Annotated in this window: 15 protein-coding genes; 1 reads left to right on the top strand and 14 read right to left on the bottom strand. The window is 72.2% G+C overall.

The window, feature by feature from the left end:
* Positions 1-17 precede the first annotated feature (17 nt).
* The 7 genes from JIW86_RS40630 to fabG form a co-directional block, all read right to left on the bottom strand.
* Positions 18-1091, bottom strand: a complete 1074-nt coding sequence (locus JIW86_RS40630) for an HAD-IIIC family phosphatase (protein WP_257559752.1) — start codon at positions 1089-1091, stop codon at positions 18-20.
* Positions 1092-1094: 3 nt separating this feature from the next.
* Positions 1095-2273: an acyl-CoA dehydrogenase family protein gene (locus JIW86_RS40625; protein WP_257559751.1), complete on the bottom strand. Its 1179-nt coding sequence runs from the start codon at positions 2271-2273 to the stop codon at positions 1095-1097.
* Positions 2274-2294: 21 nt separating this feature from the next.
* Complete coding sequence (locus tag JIW86_RS40620; protein WP_069924400.1) at positions 2295-2549, bottom strand: acyl carrier protein; 255 nt, start codon at positions 2547-2549, stop codon at positions 2295-2297.
* A 65-nt stretch (positions 2550-2614) separates the two neighbouring features.
* Entirely contained in the window at positions 2615-3466 is an 852-nt protein-coding gene (locus JIW86_RS40615) for a 3-hydroxyacyl-CoA dehydrogenase family protein (RefSeq protein ID WP_215143814.1), read from the bottom strand.
* A 15-nt stretch (positions 3467-3481) separates the two neighbouring features.
* Complete coding sequence (locus tag JIW86_RS40610) at positions 3482-5983, bottom strand: FkbM family methyltransferase (RefSeq protein WP_257559750.1); 2502 nt, start codon at positions 5981-5983, stop codon at positions 3482-3484.
* A 237-nt stretch (positions 5984-6220) separates the two neighbouring features.
* Entirely contained in the window at positions 6221-7183 is a 963-nt protein-coding gene (locus JIW86_RS40605; RefSeq protein WP_257559749.1) for an aromatase/cyclase, read from the bottom strand.
* A gap of 23 nt (positions 7184-7206) precedes the next feature.
* On the bottom strand, positions 7207-7992 hold the full coding sequence (fabG, locus tag JIW86_RS40600; RefSeq protein WP_257559748.1) for a 3-oxoacyl-ACP reductase FabG: 786 nt from the start codon (positions 7990-7992) through the stop codon (positions 7207-7209).
* Positions 7993-8173: 181 nt separating this feature from the next.
* Here fabG and JIW86_RS40595 point away from each other — a divergent pair, with 181 nt between their 5' ends.
* On the top strand, positions 8174-8626 hold the full coding sequence (locus JIW86_RS40595; protein WP_257559747.1) for a nuclear transport factor 2 family protein: 453 nt from the start codon (positions 8174-8176) through the stop codon (positions 8624-8626).
* Positions 8627-8735: 109 nt separating this feature from the next.
* Here JIW86_RS40595 and JIW86_RS40590 read toward each other — a convergent pair whose 3' ends face one another.
* The 7 genes from JIW86_RS40590 to JIW86_RS40560 form a co-directional block, all read right to left on the bottom strand.
* Positions 8736-9647 carry an MBL fold metallo-hydrolase gene (locus JIW86_RS40590; RefSeq protein WP_257559746.1) on the bottom strand — a complete coding sequence of 304 codons (912 nt, stop codon included), beginning with the start codon at positions 9645-9647 and terminating at the stop codon, positions 8736-8738.
* Positions 9648-9662: 15 nt separating this feature from the next.
* Positions 9663-9926 carry a phosphopantetheine-binding protein gene (locus JIW86_RS40585; protein WP_257559745.1) on the bottom strand — a complete coding sequence of 88 codons (264 nt, stop codon included), beginning with the start codon at positions 9924-9926 and terminating at the stop codon, positions 9663-9665.
* A 61-nt stretch (positions 9927-9987) separates the two neighbouring features.
* Entirely contained in the window at positions 9988-10254 is a 267-nt protein-coding gene (locus JIW86_RS40580; protein WP_257559744.1) for an acyl carrier protein, read from the bottom strand.
* A gap of 61 nt (positions 10255-10315) precedes the next feature.
* Positions 10316-11560 (bottom strand): ketosynthase chain-length factor, encoded by a 1245-nt coding sequence (locus JIW86_RS40575; RefSeq protein ID WP_257559743.1) that lies wholly within the window; start codon positions 11558-11560, stop codon positions 10316-10318.
* Positions 11557-12822: a beta-ketoacyl-[acyl-carrier-protein] synthase family protein gene (locus JIW86_RS40570; protein ID WP_257559742.1), complete on the bottom strand. Its 1266-nt coding sequence runs from the start codon at positions 12820-12822 to the stop codon at positions 11557-11559. The genes JIW86_RS40575 and JIW86_RS40570 overlap by 4 nt, the downstream gene beginning before the upstream one ends.
* 129 nt (positions 12823-12951) lie before the next feature.
* Positions 12952-13974: a 3-oxoacyl-ACP synthase III family protein gene (locus JIW86_RS40565; RefSeq protein ID WP_257559741.1), complete on the bottom strand. Its 1023-nt coding sequence runs from the start codon at positions 13972-13974 to the stop codon at positions 12952-12954.
* Positions 13971-14738, bottom strand: coding sequence for a thioesterase II family protein (locus JIW86_RS40560; RefSeq protein WP_257559740.1), 768 nt, complete (start codon positions 14736-14738; stop codon positions 13971-13973). The genes JIW86_RS40565 and JIW86_RS40560 overlap by 4 nt, the downstream gene beginning before the upstream one ends.
* Positions 14739-14786: the final 48 nt, after the last annotated feature.

Here is a 14786-nt window from a genome sequence, read left to right as displayed (position 1 = left end):
GGGGGTGGGCCGCCGGGTCAGTTCCCGAGCGTGACGTCCATGTACGGGGGGAACTCGGGGATCCGGGAGAAGTCGTTCTCCAGGACCGAGATGTCGCCCTTCTTCGCGATCTCGCGGAAGCCGGCGAACTTGTAGGTGATGTACATGGTCCGGTTGCGGTCGGTGGGCACGAACTCGGCGCGCAGCTTGGCCCCGGCCCGGTGGGCCTCGCGGATCAGGTGGCCGAGCAGCACGGATCCGACGCCGCGGGACATCACGCGGCAGGACATCAGCAGCAGCTTGACGGTCCACACGTCCTCGCCGCGCTCAACGAGCGAGAGGCCGATCTTGCCGTAGGTGCCGTACTTGTCCTCCAGACCGGCGACCAGCAGGTCGTGGTCCGGGGAGCGGCGGAACGCGTCCAGCTCCTCGTACGAGTAGGTGTAGCCGGTGGCGTTGAGCTGGTTCGTACGGACCGTCAGCTCCTCGGCGCGCTGGAGGTCGCGCTCCTCGGCGGGGCTGATGGTGAAGCTCATGCCGAGCGAGGCGAGGAACTCCTCCGAGGTGCCCTCGTGGGACTCCTCGGCGGCGTTGCGCTGCGCGTCGGCGCGGTAGAGGTGGCGGCGCTCGCGGGAGTCGGCGGTGACGAACCGGGGGTGCATCTCGGGCAGGCCGGGGATGCCCGCGGCGTCGACGGCGTCGATGCAGCGCACTGCGGGGTGGGCGAAGGCGACCTCGTCGCGTTCGAAGGGCTGGTCGTCGACGAAGGCGAGGGTGTCGATGCCGATGTTGATCGCCTTGGCCACGGCCTGCACGGACTCGGACTTGTTGCCCCAGTTGATCTGCGGGTAGAGGAAGTACTCGGCGATGCCGAACTCCTCCAGCTTGGCCATGGCCGCGCCGTGGTCGTTGCGGCTGGCGACGGAGTGCAGGATGCCGCGCTCGTCGAGGATCCGCAGGGTCTCCACGACCTCGGGGCGCAGGGTGACCTCGGTGTCCTCCAGCAGGACGCCGTCCCAGACGGTGTTGTCGAGGTCCCACACCACGCACTTGACGGTGGTCGTCTTGGTGGTGGTCGTCTCGGTGGTCGTCGTCTCGGTGGTCGTCGTCATCGGTCACTCACTTCCACGGGCTGCGGCGGCGGGGGTGCGGCGGAACGGGGCCCGCTCCTGGAAGGCGTACTCGGCGAGGCCGACCTGGTGGAGCTGGGAGCTGCCCTCGATGACCTCCATGACCTTGGTGTCACCGAGCAGGCGCTGTACGGGGTAGTCGGGGCCGCATCCGTTGGCGCCGTGGATCTGCACGGCGTCGGTGGCGGCGCGGGCGGCGGCGGTGGAGGCGAAGTACTTGGCCATGGAGGTGGCGGCCAGTGCCCCCGGGTCGCGCGCGTCGCGCAGCCGGCCCGCCTCCAGGCAGAGCAGCCGGGCCGCCCGGGCGGAGGTGTACATGTCGCTGATCATGCGGCGGACCAGCTGGTGCTCCCGGATGGGGACGCCGAACTGGACCCGCTCGGACGCATAGTCGGTGCCGGCGTCCAGGCAGGCGTCGAGGATGCCGACGCAGCCCCAGCCCACCGTGTACCGGCCGAGGTCGAGGGCCGCGCCGGTCACGTGGGAGACGCCGAGGCCCGGCCGGGCCAGCAGGTTCGTGCCGGGGACGCGGCAGTTGTCGAAGTACACGTGCGCGGTCATCGAGGCGCGGATGCCGATCATGTCCTCGATCAGCTCGGTGCGCAGGCCCGGGGTGTCCCGTTCGACGAGCAGGGCGGTGGGGCCCTGCTCGCCGCGCCCGACGACGAGGAACAGGTCCGCGGTCTCGCCGTACGTGATCCACTTCTTGTGGCCGTCGAGGATCCAGTCCTCGCCGTCACGGGTGACCCGGGTGGTGACGGCGGAGGCGTCACTGCCGGTGCCCGGCTCGGACACGGCGAGCGCGGCAATGCGCTCGCCGCGGGCGAGCCGGGGCAGCCAGGTGTCCTTCTGGGCGCGGGTGCCCCAGCGGGCGACGGCGTGCGCCACCATCGTGTGCACGGTCAGCAGACTGCGCAGCGAGGAGCAGGCGCGGCCGAGCTCGGCCGCGAGCAGGCCGAGCGTCACCGCGTCGCAGCCGCCACCGCCGTACTCGGCCGGGACCGGCAGCCCGAGCAGGCCCTCGTCGGCGAGCAGCCGGACGGCCTCGGGCGGGGTGCGCTGGGCCCGGTGCCAGGCATCGGCGTACGGGGCGACACGGGTGTCGGCGAAGGCCCGGAACTCCTTCTGGGCCTGCGCCTGCTCCGCGGTGAGCATCGTCGTCATCTGGGGTCGGCTCCGCTCGGCCTACTGGGGGACCGACGCGGCCAGCTTGCGGCTGACGAACGCGTCGAGGGCGCTGATGGAGCGGAAGTACTCCAGCTCCAGGTCCTCGTTCTCGACGGTGATGCCGAACTCGTGCTCCACGAAGGAGACGAGCTGCATCGCGAACATCGAGCTGACGAAGCTGAGCTCGAAGATGTCCTGGTCGTCCTTGAGGTCCTGCACCGGGATGAAGCGGGAGAGGTACTCCGCGATCCTGGCCTTGTTGTCCGTGCTCATCTCGTTCCGTCCTGTCGTCTTCGATGCGGGGGGGCGGGGGGCGGTCGGTGCGTACGCGCGCCCGGTCAGCGGTACGTGTGGAATCCCTGACCGCTCTTGCGGCCCAGCAGGCCGGCGGCGACCATCTTCTTGAGCAGGGGCGCCGGACGGTACTTGCTGTCGTTGAAGCTCTCGTAGAGCACCTCGACGGACTTCAGGATGGTGTCGAGACCGATCAGGTCGGCGGTCTCCAGCGGGCCCATCTTGTGGTCGAAGCAGGTCTTGAAGATGCGGTCGACGTCGGCCGGGGGCGCGACGCCGTCCTGCACCAGGAAGACGGCCTCGTTGATGGTGAGCATCAGGACGCGGTTGGAGACGAAGCCCGGGACGTCCTCGACGACGATGCACTCCTTGCCCAGCTCCGCGAGGAAGCGGCGGGCGGTGTCGATCGTCTCGGGGGTGGTGTGATGGCCGCGGATGACCTCGACCATGGGCTTGAGCGGCACCGGGTTCATGAAGTGCATGCCGACGACGCGCTCGGGGCGGCTGGTGACGGAGCCGACCCGGGTGATGGAGATCGCGGAGGTGTTGACGGCGAAGACGACCTCGGGCCGGCAGATCCGGTCGAGCTCCTTGTAGACCTTCTCCTTGATCGCCCATTCCTCGGTCACGTTCTCGACGACGAAGTCCGCCTTGGCGAGCAGCTCGTAGTCGGTCGTGAACTCGATCTTCTCGAAGACCTCGGCGGGGTCCACCGCGGCCTTGCGGTTGAACATCGCGAAGGCCCGCAGGCTGCTGCGCAGCTCCTTGCGCGCGTTCTCGAGGATCTCCTCGGAGACGTCGACCAGGACGACGCGGTGGCCGGTCTGGGCGAGGTTCTGCGCGACGCCGACGCCCATGACGCCGGCTCCGACGACTCCTGCTGTCGTGAATTCCATTGGTGGTCGACTCCGTTAGCGTGCGCCGCGTACGGCGTAGATGTTGTGGATGTCCGTGCCGGCGTACAGCTCGTCCTGCTCGGCGTGCGCGGTGAAGCCGCGGCTCTCCAGGAGCGCGACGAGCCGGGCGACCTCGCCGTCCGCGTCGTGCGCCTCCAGCACCATCTGCTGGATCTTGGGCCAGTCCTCGTCGGCGATGCCGTCGATGACCTGGCGCTCGCTCTTCTGCACGTCGATCTTGATGAGGTCGATGCGCTCGATGTTCTGCTCGCGGATGACCGCGCTCAGCGGGCGCAGCTTCGCGGTGAACTCGATGGCCTCGAAGCGCACGTCCATGAGCTCTTCGGTGTACTCGGCGAGCTGGTCGGCCGCCTCGTCCCCGCCGGCCTCGCGCTGGTTGGCGATGATGGTGCGCAGGTTGTGCTTCTCCTCCGCCTCGTCGGGGTGGAAGGAGGACATGCCGGAGCTGCGCGGGTAGAAGGTGAACTGCGCCTCGGACTCGGTGTCGGAGATGCCGATGTTGAACAGCCGGGCGTCGGCGCCGTGTTCGGCGGCGTTGCGGCTGAGCAGCTCGAACAGCGGCGGGGCCGGCTCGAAGGTGTAGACCGTCACGTCCTTGGCCTCGTAGTGCGCGAAGAGCGTGAACAGGCCGATGTTGCCGCCGACGTCGACCACGGTGGCGCCGTCGGGGAGGGTGATCCCGTTCTTGGCGTAGACGCGGTGGTCGAAGATGTCCTCGTAGAAGTGGAGGGTCTCCGCCTCGTTCTGGTGGGAGATCATCAGGCCGTTGGGGAGCTGGAAGCGGGCGAGCGAGCTTCCGGTGTGCGAGGAGCCGGACCCGTCCCCGGCCAGCGCCTCCTGCGGGTCCCGGCCGGCGCGCAGCGCGTCGACGGCGGTCGCGGTCCGCGCGAGGGTGGCCCACTCGTAGATCTGGCGCAGCGTCGGCTCTACGGAGAAGGCGCGGGTGATGCGCAGGATCAGGCGGGTGGCCAGCAGCGAGTTGCCGCCCAGCTCGAAGAAGGAGACGTCCCGCGGGAGCTGCTCCTCGGTCTTCAGCAGCCGGGCCCACAGGGCGTGCAGCTCCTGCTCGGTGGCGCTCGGCTCGCCCTCGGCGGCGGGCGCCGGGGCCGGGGCGGCGGCGCCGTCGGCCGTGAGGTTCTCGGCGGGGTGGACCGTCCAGTCCACGGCGCCGCCCGCCAGCCACACCCGGCCCAGCGCCTTGAGGGCGACGGCGGTGTCGGAGCGGCGCTCCAGCGGGTGGCGCATCGAGGCGACGACGGCGCCGTTGCCGACGCCGCGGACCTCGGTGGCGAGGCTGGCGAGGGTCTGGCCGGGGCCGGCCTCGAGCAGGACGTGGTCCTCGCCGATGACGCGCAGGCCGTCGGCGAAGCGGACCGGGCTGACGAGGTGGCGGGCCCAGTAGCCGGGGTCGGTGGCCTGCTCGTCGGTGATCAGCGCGCCGGTGACGTTCGAGACGTACGGGATGCTCGGCGCGTTCAGGGTCAGGGTCCGCGCGAGCGCGGTCAGTTCGCCCGCGATCGGCTCCATCATCGTGGAGTGGAAGGCGTGCGTGGTGGTGACCCGGCGGTTGATGACCTCGCGCGTGCGCAGGGAGGTCTCCAGCGCGGCGATGTCCTCCTCGGGTCCGGCGACCACGCAGAACGCGTCGCCGTTGACGGCGGACAGCGAGAGGTTCGGTCCGAGCAGGGCGCGTACGTCCTGCTCCGGCAGCATGACGGCGAGCATGGCGCCCTGCGGCAGCGCGTCGATGAGCGCGGCACGGCGGGCGACCAGGGTCAGCGCGTCCTTGAGGGAGAGCACCCCGGCCAGCGTCGCGGCGACGTACTCGCCCAGGCTGTAGCCGGTCAGGACGGCCGGGCGGGCGCCCCAGCTGCGCCAGAGTCCGGCGAGGGCGTACTCGATGACGAAGAGCGCGGGCTGGGCCAGCTTCGTGGCGTTCAGCCGGCGCTCCTCGGCGCTGACCGGTCCGCTGTCGCGGCCGAGCATGCGGCGCAGGTCCATGGCGGGCGCCTTCGCGCCCTCGCCGGCCGGCTCCGTGGCGGCCGACTCGGCGGCGGCCGCGAAGATCACCTCGCGGAGGTCCAGACCGAGGTCGGGGGCGAGCAGTTCGGCGCAGCGGTCGACCTCGGCGCGGAAGACGGGGAAATCCCGGTACAGGTCGCGGCCCATGCCGAGGTAGTGGTCGCCCAGGCCCGGGAAGAGGAAGGCCAGCGGCGCGGCGGTGGCGCCGGTCTCCTTGGCGCCCAGTTCGGCCGGGCCCTCGGGGCCGGTCAGGACGGCGCCGCGGTGCGTGCCGGAGCCGGCGCCGATGGTGCGCCGGGTGACCGGGGCGGCGGTGGCCGGGGCCGCGGCGCTCGCGCCCTTGAGGGTGGCGAGTCCCGCGTCGAGGGAGGCACCGTTGGTCCCGCTGACCAGGTCGAGGTGGAACGGGAGCGGACCGGTCGGCGCAACCGCCGCTCCGTGCCTCTCCTCGGCGGTGATCGTGTTGGGGGTCATACCTCTCCTTGGGTGTGTCGGAAAACCGGGTGAACGGCCGACGCGCGGCCGCTCAGGCCAAAGCAGCGGGTGCCGCAGGTGCACGCAAAGCAACCCCGGCCTGGGTGACCGGGGCTGCACATGTGTGAGGAGCGCCCCGCGTGCCGCCCTGGTATCTGTCCGAGGATTCCGTCGTGACCAGCCTGGTCAGGACTGCTTGAGCAGAGCCGGAGCAGCGGTGGACGCGGCCACCGGGAGCTATGCGGCGCGGGTCGGAACCTTGGACTCGGCGTAGGCCTTGGCGAGGTTGAGCGTCGCCGTGCTGTTGCGGCCGAGCGCCTCGCGGACGTAGCGGCGGCATTCTGCGACGCCGGCCTCGGGGCCGAGTACCCGGGTGATGTTCTCCTCGCGCAGCACGACGCTGTGCTGCGAGGTGACGGTCACGCCGGTCTCGTCCTCGACGAGCGACCACTCGCCGGTGTGGGCCGACATCAGCAGGGGCGTCGCCGTCTGCTTGTAGACGATGCGCCGGGCGTGCGGGAAGCAGACCCGGACCGACTCGGTGGTGTGGGAGTTGCCGTCGGCGGTCAGGGTGTCCATGGACATCACCTGCACGCCCGGCTCGGGCTCGGCCACGTCCAGGCGCGAGACGTGCGGGACCAGCGTGGGCCAGTCCTGGACGCGGTGCAGGAACTCGTAGACGAGGTCGGCCGGGCCGTCGACGCGTACGGAGTCCTCGAAGGACATCACCAGGTCGTCGAGGCGCTCCCAGCCCTCGGCGAGCTGCTTGATGTTGCCGAGCTCGGCGCGGCTGTTGGTGTCGGTGGCGCTCTCGACCCAGGCGACGGAGGCGGCGTCGTCACCGGCGACGGTGAAGTCGTGCAGCAGGACCAGCCGGCAGGTGGCCGCGCCGCGCGGTTCGACGATCCAGGTGCCGCCCATCGACTCCAGCGGGGAGGCGGGCACCTCCTGGCGGAACTCGATGCGGCGCTGCGCCACGTCCAGGGTGCGCCGCGAGGTCCAGGACTTGATCTCGCCGTTGGCGGTGGCCCACATGCGCAGGCGCTCGCGGGTGCCGTCGGACTCCAGCTGCTCGACGTGGGCGTTGGGCGGGAAGTACAGCGGCCACTTGGCCGCGTCGGCGATGAGGCCGTAGACCACTCCGGCGGGGGCGGCGACGGTCACCTCGTGCGTCGTGCGGTGCACACGCTCAGCGGACATCGTGGAGTTTCCTGCTTTCCGGTTCAGAAGTTGCCGAGGCCGCCGCAGACGTTGAGCGCCTGCGAGGTGATGGACGAGGCCACGTCGGTGGTCAGGTAGCCGACGAGGCCGGCCACCTCCTCGGGGGTGGAGTACCGGCCGAGCGGGATCTTCGAGATGAACTTCTGCTTGATCTGGTCCTCGGAGGTGTCGTACGCGGCCGCGTAGCCGGTGCGCACGCGCTGGGCCATCGGGGTCTCGACGTATCCGGGGCAGACCGCGTTGACGGTGATGCCGGTGGGGGCGAGCTCGTTGCCGAGCGACTTGGTGAAGCCGACGACGCCGTGCTTGGAGGCGGAGTAGGGGGCGCCGAGCACCACGCCCTGCTTGCCCGCGGTGGAGGCGATGTTGATGATCCGGCCGTACGGGGCGCCCTCGAGGCCGCCGTTCTTGAGCACCTCGCGGGTCAGCAGGAAGACGCTGTTGAGGTTGGTCGCGATGACGTCGTACCAGAGCTCGTCGGTGAGGTCGGCGGTCGGGCCGCCGCCGCTGCGGCCGGCGTTGTTGACGAGGACGGAGATCGGTCCGAAGGCCTCGACGGCGGCGGCGACCAGGGCCTTGACGGACGCGGCGTCGCGGACGTCGGCGGCGGCGCCCTCGACCTCCAGGCCCTCGGCCCGCAGGTCCTCGACCGTCTGCTTGACCTTCTGCTCGGTACGGGCGCAGAGGAAGACGCGGTGTCCGCGGCGGGCGAGATCGCGGACCACGGCCAGTCCGATCCCGCTCGTACCCCCGGTAACCAGGGCTACGCGCTTCGTCTCGGTCGTCATCGGTGAACCTCCAGAACGGCGTTGATGCTCCGACCGTGTCCTGGTCCCCTTGACGCCCGCACGAACGCCGCTTGAGGACCGGTCGTGGACGGCACGGTGCGGCGGTCGGTTCGAGGTGTCCTCGAATCCCGCTCGACCCTGAGCGGTGACGGTGGGGCCATCGACCAGATCGGAGTCCTCCATGACCGTCCAGGCCGGCATCGGACAGCAGGCCGCCGTGGCCTTCGGCGCCCTCTACGCCGAGGTCCAGCAGTTCTACGCCCACCAGATGCAGCTGCTGGACCTCGGTGAGTCGCAGCGCTGGGCCGAGACGTTCACCGAGGACGCCGTCTTCGACGTGCCGACGCTGCCGGAGCCGGTGCGCGGCCGGGCGGGCCTGGTCGCCGCCACCAGCCGCACCGCCGACCAGCTGGCCGAGGCCGGCCTGCGCCACCGCCACTTCATGGGCATGTTCGACGTCTCCGAGCGCCCGGACGGCGCCGTGGACGTCCGCTCGTACGCGATCGTCTACGCCTCCGCCATCGGCGGCGGCTCCCAGGTGCACCGGGTGTGCGTCTGCGAGGACGTCCTGGTGCGCGTCGAGGGCGCGCTGCAGGTCGCGACCCGCCGGGTGACCCGCGACGACCTGGCCTGACCTGACCTGACCGGACCTGGCCCGGTCCGCGAACACAAGCAGACCGGCGGGGCCGGAGCCGCGGAGTGCGGCTGCGGCCCCGCCGGTCTGTTCCCGTGGCGCGGGAAGATCAGGCGTGGCAGGCGGGCAGCCCGCCGTTGAACTCGGCCATCTCCCGGAAGAGGGCGCCCACGTCGAGCGGGGCCCCGGGGGCCGCCCCGGCCAGCTCGGCGTACGCCCGGTGCAGGTTCGGTACGAGGCGCTCCGCGTCGAGCAGGTCCGCGAACGGGCTTTCCCCCGCTTCGGCGGCCAGCTCGAGCGGGGTCAGCCCGGCCGCCGCGCCGCCCTCGGCGAGCTCGGCGATCCAGCGGAAGTAGGCCTCGTTGGCGTCGATCAGCTCGGGTCCGCCGACCGGGCCGTGGCCGGGGACCACGGTCTCGGCGCCCAGGGCGCGCAGCCGCTCCATCGCGGCGAGGGACCCCGAGACGGACCCCATCAGGCAGAAGGGGGCGGCGTTCGACATCACCAGGTCGCCGGCGAACAGCACCCGCTGCTCCGGCAGCCACACCGCGGTGTCGTTGGTGGTGTGCGCGGCCGGTCCCAGGTGCAGCAGTTCGGCCCGTACGCCGCCGATATGCAGGGTCAGCGCGTCGCGGTAGGTGACGTCCGGGAGCGCGAGCTCCAGGTCGCCCCAGCAGACGTCCGGCCACAGGCTGGTCAGGTGCAGTCCGGCCAGGTCCATCATGGTGCGGGTCTGCTCGTGGGCGATGACGACGGCCTCGGGGAAGAGGTGGTTCCCGAAGGTGTGGTCGCCGTGGAAGTGCGTGTTGACCAGGAGGCGCGGGGGCTCGGGGACCAGCCGCAGCACCTGGTCGCGCAGGTTCCGGGCGCGCCGCTCGGTGGCGGCGGTGTCGACGAGCAGGCTCTGCCCGTTCCCGCCGGTGACCAGGCCCGCGTTGTTCAGGCACCAGCCGCCGTCGCCCTGGACGTACGCGTACACGCCGTCCGCGATCTCCGTGGTGGCGGCGTCCGGCTCAGGCATGGGCGTCGTGCATGGTTACGCGGCCTCCGCCTGCTGCCGGGACGCGTCCGTGATGAACTCGTCGATGGCCGCGACCGAGCGGAATGCCTCCGGGTGCAGGTCGAACTCGTCGGTGTTGATGTGGTGGGCGTATTCCAGCCAGGCGATCACCTTGAGCAGGCCGAGGCTGTCGACGATGCCCGCCTCCAGGAAGTCGAGGTCCGCGTCCAGCTCACGGGCGGGGACGTCCGGCAGGAACTCGCGGACCATGAACTCCTTGATGGCCTGGATGCGTGGCATGTCAGTTCTCCTTGGTGAGGTGGGTACGGGGCGCGAGGGGGTGGCCCGGGGCCCGGCGGGTTCAGGCGCTGACGCGGGCGGAGAGCACCCGGTTGACGAGCTCGAGGTACTTGCGGGGGGTCTCGGCCTCGTCCATGGCCTCCTCGTCGAGCGTGATCCCGTACTTGCGCTCGATGAGCCCGGTGGTCTGCAGGAGGGCCAGCGAGTCGTAGCCGAGGTCGTAGAAGAGGGTGTCGAGGACGTTGGCGCCGTCCAGGTCCACGCCCTCCTCCGCACCGGCGCAGTCGCGCAGCAGGCGGGTCAGGTCGGTCAGCTCCAGGTGCCGCATGGGGATCTCCTCTTGGCGGTTCGGGGTTCGTGACGGGCGGGGCGGCACGCGGCGTGCGGTGTCAGGCGGCGCGGACCACGGCGGCGGCGTTGAAGCCGCCCCGGCCGCGGGCCAGCACCAGGGCGGTGCGCAGGGCGGTACCGGTCCGCGGGGCACCGGTGACCAGGTCGAGCGGGCAGTCGTCGGCGGGCCGCACGGTGCCGGTGGTCGGCGGGACCACCTGGTCGCGCAGGGTGAACAGGGCGGCCGCGAGGTCGAGGGAGGCGCCGCCGGAGAGCAGCCGTCCGGTCATCGACTTGGGGGCGGTGACCGGGACCCCGCGGGGGCCGAACAGGGCGGTGATCGCCTCGGCCTCGGCGCGGTCCGCCGCGCGTTCGCCCGCGGCGTCGGCGAAGACGACGTCGACGTCGGCGGCGTCCAGGCCGGCGTCGGCGAGCGCGAGGCGGGCCGCGTCGGCGAGCCGGGGCGTGTCCGGGCCGTCGAAGGTGGCCGCGTATCCGGCGAAGGAGCCGTACGTACGTGCGCCGCGGGCGCGGGCCGCCTCGGCGTCCTCCAGGACGAGCAGGGCGCCGCCCTCGCCGACGATGTGGCCCGAGGCCTCGGCGTCGAAGGGCAGATAGGCGCGGGCCGGGTCCGGGACCTGGCTCATCCGGCCCTCGGCCAGGTGCGCGGCCCAGCCCCACGGGCAGATCGTGGCCTCGACGGCGCCGGTCACCATCAGGGAGGCGCCCTTGCGGAGCTGGCGCCGGGCCTGGGCGACGGCGTCCAGGCCGCCCGCGCCCTCGGTGACGATGACGCTGCTGGGGCCGCGCAGCCCGTGGCGGATGGAGATCTGGCCGGAGTTGACGGCGTAGAACCAGGCGAAGGACTGGTACGCGCTGACGTACTGGCCGCCCTTGCTCCACAGGGCCTCCAGCTCGCGCTGGCCGAACTCGAAGCCGCCGGCGGCGGAGGCGGTGACCACGCCGGCGCCGTATGCGGGCAGCTGCTCGGGGTCGGCGCCCGCGTCGTCGAGGGCCTCCTTGGCGGCGGCGAGCGAGAGCCGGGTGACGCGGTCGGTCTGCGGCAGCAGCCGGCTGGGGACGTGGTCCGCGTCGACGAAGCCCGGGATCTCGCCGGCGAGGCGTACGGGGTAGCCGCTCGCGTCGAACCGGGTCACCGGCCGGATGCCGCTCTCGCCCCGCAGGACGGCGTCCCACCAGGCCTCGGCGCCCAGCCCGTTGGGGGCGGTGACGCCGATGCCGGTGAAGACGGCGGTGGCGGTCCGCGCCGGGGCACCGGACGGGTCGAGCGTGGGCGTGGTCATGCGGATTCCTTCAGGCGCGGGCGGTTGAGGACCATGGCGCTCTGGAAGCCGCCGAAGCCGCTGCCGACGCTGACGACGGCGTCGGTGCGCTGCTCGCGGGCGGTGAGCGGGGTGTAGTCCAGGTCGCAGTCCGGGTCCGCCTCGTGCAGGTTGGCGGTGGGCGGCACGGTGTTGTGCACGATGGCCAGGGCGCTGGCGGCCACCTCCAGGGCGCCGATGGCGCCGAGCGAGTGCCCGATCATCGACTTGATGGAGCTGACGGGCACCTCGTAGGCCCGCTGTCCCAGGCTGCGCTTGAAGGCCGCGGTCTCGTGCTTGTCGTTCTGCTTGGTGCCCGAGCCGTGGGCGCTGACGTAGTCGATGGCGGAGGCGTCCAGCCGAGCCTCGGCGAGCGCGGCGGTGATGGCCTCGGCCATCTCCGTGCCGTCGGAGCGCAGTCCCGTCATGTGGTACGCGTTGCTGCGGCTGGCGAAACCGGAGATCTCGGCGTAGATCCGGGCGCCGCGGCGGCGGGCCCGCTCCAGTTCCTCGATCACCAGCACGGCGGAGCCCTCGCCGAGGACGAAGCCGTTGCGGGTGCGGTCGAAGGGGCGCGAGGCGGTCGCCGGGTCGTCGTTGCGGGTCGAGGTGGCGCGGATCGCGTCGAAGCAGGCCACGGTGATCGGCGAGATGGGCGCCTCGGTGGCGCCGGTGACCATCACGTCGGCGGTGCCCTCGCGGATCAGCTCGACGGCGTGGCCGATGGAGTCGAGTCCGGAGGTGCAGCCGGTGGAGACGAGCGCGACGGGTCCCTGCGCGCCGCTGTCCCGGGCCACTTCGGCGGCCAGGGAGCTGGGGGTGAAGTAGTCGTAGAGGTGGGAGACGGCCCGGGTGTGGTCCACGTTCCAGAGCCGGCCCAGTTCGCTGACGGCCGCGTACTCGTTGTCGAGCCCGGTGGTGCAGCCGACGGCGCTGCCGAGGCTGACACCGGTGCGCAGCGGGTCCAGCCCGTCGGTGACGCCGCTGTCGGCGATCGCCTCGCGGGCGCTGGTGAGCGCGAACAGGGCGGCGCGGTCCAGGCGGGCGGCCTCCTGCGCGTCGAAACCGTGGGCGGCGGGGTGGAAGTCGGCCTCGGCCGCGATCCGGGACCGGAAGGAGGACGCGTCGAAGAGGGTGATGGCACGGGTCGCCGTCCGGCCGGCCGTGAGCAGCTCCCAGAACTCCTTGGTGCCCACTCCGCCTGGGGAGACGACCCCGATTCCGGTGATGACTACCCGTCTCATCGACTGTCCTTCACTGTGTTTCCTCCAGGCCCCCGGCGCCGGGCGGGCTCGCACCGCGGAACGGCTTCCGTCCTGCGAGCCTCCCCGCTCGGTCTGGAGCACGGCTAGAAGATCCGTGCAAAGCGGCGATCAGCCACCCCAGCGCACCAGCGCGGTCCCCACGCTCATGCCGCCGCCGAATCCGGCGAGCAGCACGAGGTCCCCGTCGGCCGGTCCCCCGTCGCCGCGCACGGCGTGGTCCAGCGCCAGCGGGATGGAGGCGGCGCCGGTGTTGCCGTGGAACTCCACGGGCAGGTGGACGGTGGCCCGGGTCAGGCCGAGCGATCCCGCCAGGGAGCGGAGCATCTCGCCGTTGGCCTGGTGCGGGACGAAGTGGGCCACTTCCTCGGGCCCGAACCCGAAGGTGCGAAGGGTCTCCTCGACCGCACCGGGCAGTTCCCGTACGACGAAGTCCCGTACGTCGCGCCCCCGCATCGCGAAGTAGTGCTCGCCGCGGGCGACCGTCTTCAGGGCGGCCGGCTTGCGGCTGCCGCCGGCGCCGACCCCGATCAGCCCGTGCAGGCTGCCGTCGGTGCGCAGGCCGGTACCGAGCAGCCCGTACCCCTCGCGCACCGGGCCGAGGACGACGGCGCCCGCGCCGTCGCCGAACAGGGGGGCGGTCCTGCGGTCGGCGGGGTCGACGATGCGGGAGTAGACGTCGGTTCCGACGACCAGCACGGGGCGGCGCCGGCCGTCCGCCTCGGGGGCGGCGAGGAGCCGGGCGCCGGTGTGCAGGGCCACGGCGAAGCCGCTGCACACGGCGTTCACGTCGAAGGCGGCCGACCGGTGGGCGCCGAGGCGGTGCTGCACCAGCGCGGCGGTGGCCGGCTGGGTGTGGTCGGGCGTCGAGGTGGCGACCACGATCCAGGCGAGGTCCTCCGGGTCGGTGCCGGAGTCCTCCAGTGCCCGCAGGGCGGCCTCGACGGCCAGGTCGGAGGCGGCCTCGTGCGGGGCCGCGTACCGCCGTTCCCTGATCCCCGTCTTGCGCTCGATCCACGCCGGGGTCACGCCGACGCGGGCGGCGATCGTCTCGTTGGGCACGATCCGCTCGGGCAGGTACGAGCCGGTGCCGAGGATGCCGACGGATCCCAGGACGGGCGAGTGGACGCTCACGCGGCCACCGCCGAGGGCCGCGCCAGCGCGTCGGTGACGGCGGCCGCCACCTCCTCGAGGCGGTCGCTCAGGAAGAAGTGGCCGCCCGGCAGCACCCACAGCTCGAACCCGGCGTCGGTGTGGGTGCGCCACGCGTCCACCGCGCCGACCTGGGCCATGTGGTCGTCGTCGCCGGTGAGGGCGGTGATCGAGGTGCGCAGCGGCGGCCCGGGCCGGAAGCGGTACTCGCGCACCGCCCGGTAGTCGGTGCGCAGGGGCGGCAGCAGCATCCGCCGCACCTCCGGGTCGTCGAGCAGTCCGTCGTCCGTCGCGTTCAGGGCACGCAGTTCCTCGACGACTTCCTCGTCGGTGCGGGGGAACCATGCCTCGTAGCTGTCCTGGCAGGGGGCCGGGCGGCCGGAGACGAACAGGTGGGCCGGGCCCTGCCCGGCCGCTTCCGTCCTGCGGGCCACCTCGAAGGCCAGCATCGCCCCCATGCTGTGCCCGAACAGCGCGTACGGGCGGCCGTCGTCGAGCCGCAGCAGCTCGGCGGTGACCCGGTCGGCGAGCCGCTCCAGGGAGGTCTCGCCCGGTTCGGAGCGGCGGTCCTGGCGGCCCGGGTACTGGACGCCGTGCACGTCCACGGCGGGCGAGAGCACGGTGGCCAGGGGGTGGAAGTAGCTTGCGGATCCGCCCGCGTGCGGCAGGGCGAACAGCCGGACGGGCGCCTGCGGGGCGGGCCGGTAGTTCCTGAACCAGGGACTTCCGTCGGTCGTTCGCGTCATCGGATCTCCTCATTCCCGGACAGAGCTCGATACCCAGCCTGCGGGTGC

Source organism: Streptomyces sp. NBC_00162, from assembly GCF_024611995.1.
Taxonomy (GTDB): domain Bacteria; phylum Actinomycetota; class Actinomycetes; order Streptomycetales; family Streptomycetaceae; genus Streptomyces.
This window is presented reverse-complemented; position numbering and strand designations above follow the sequence as displayed.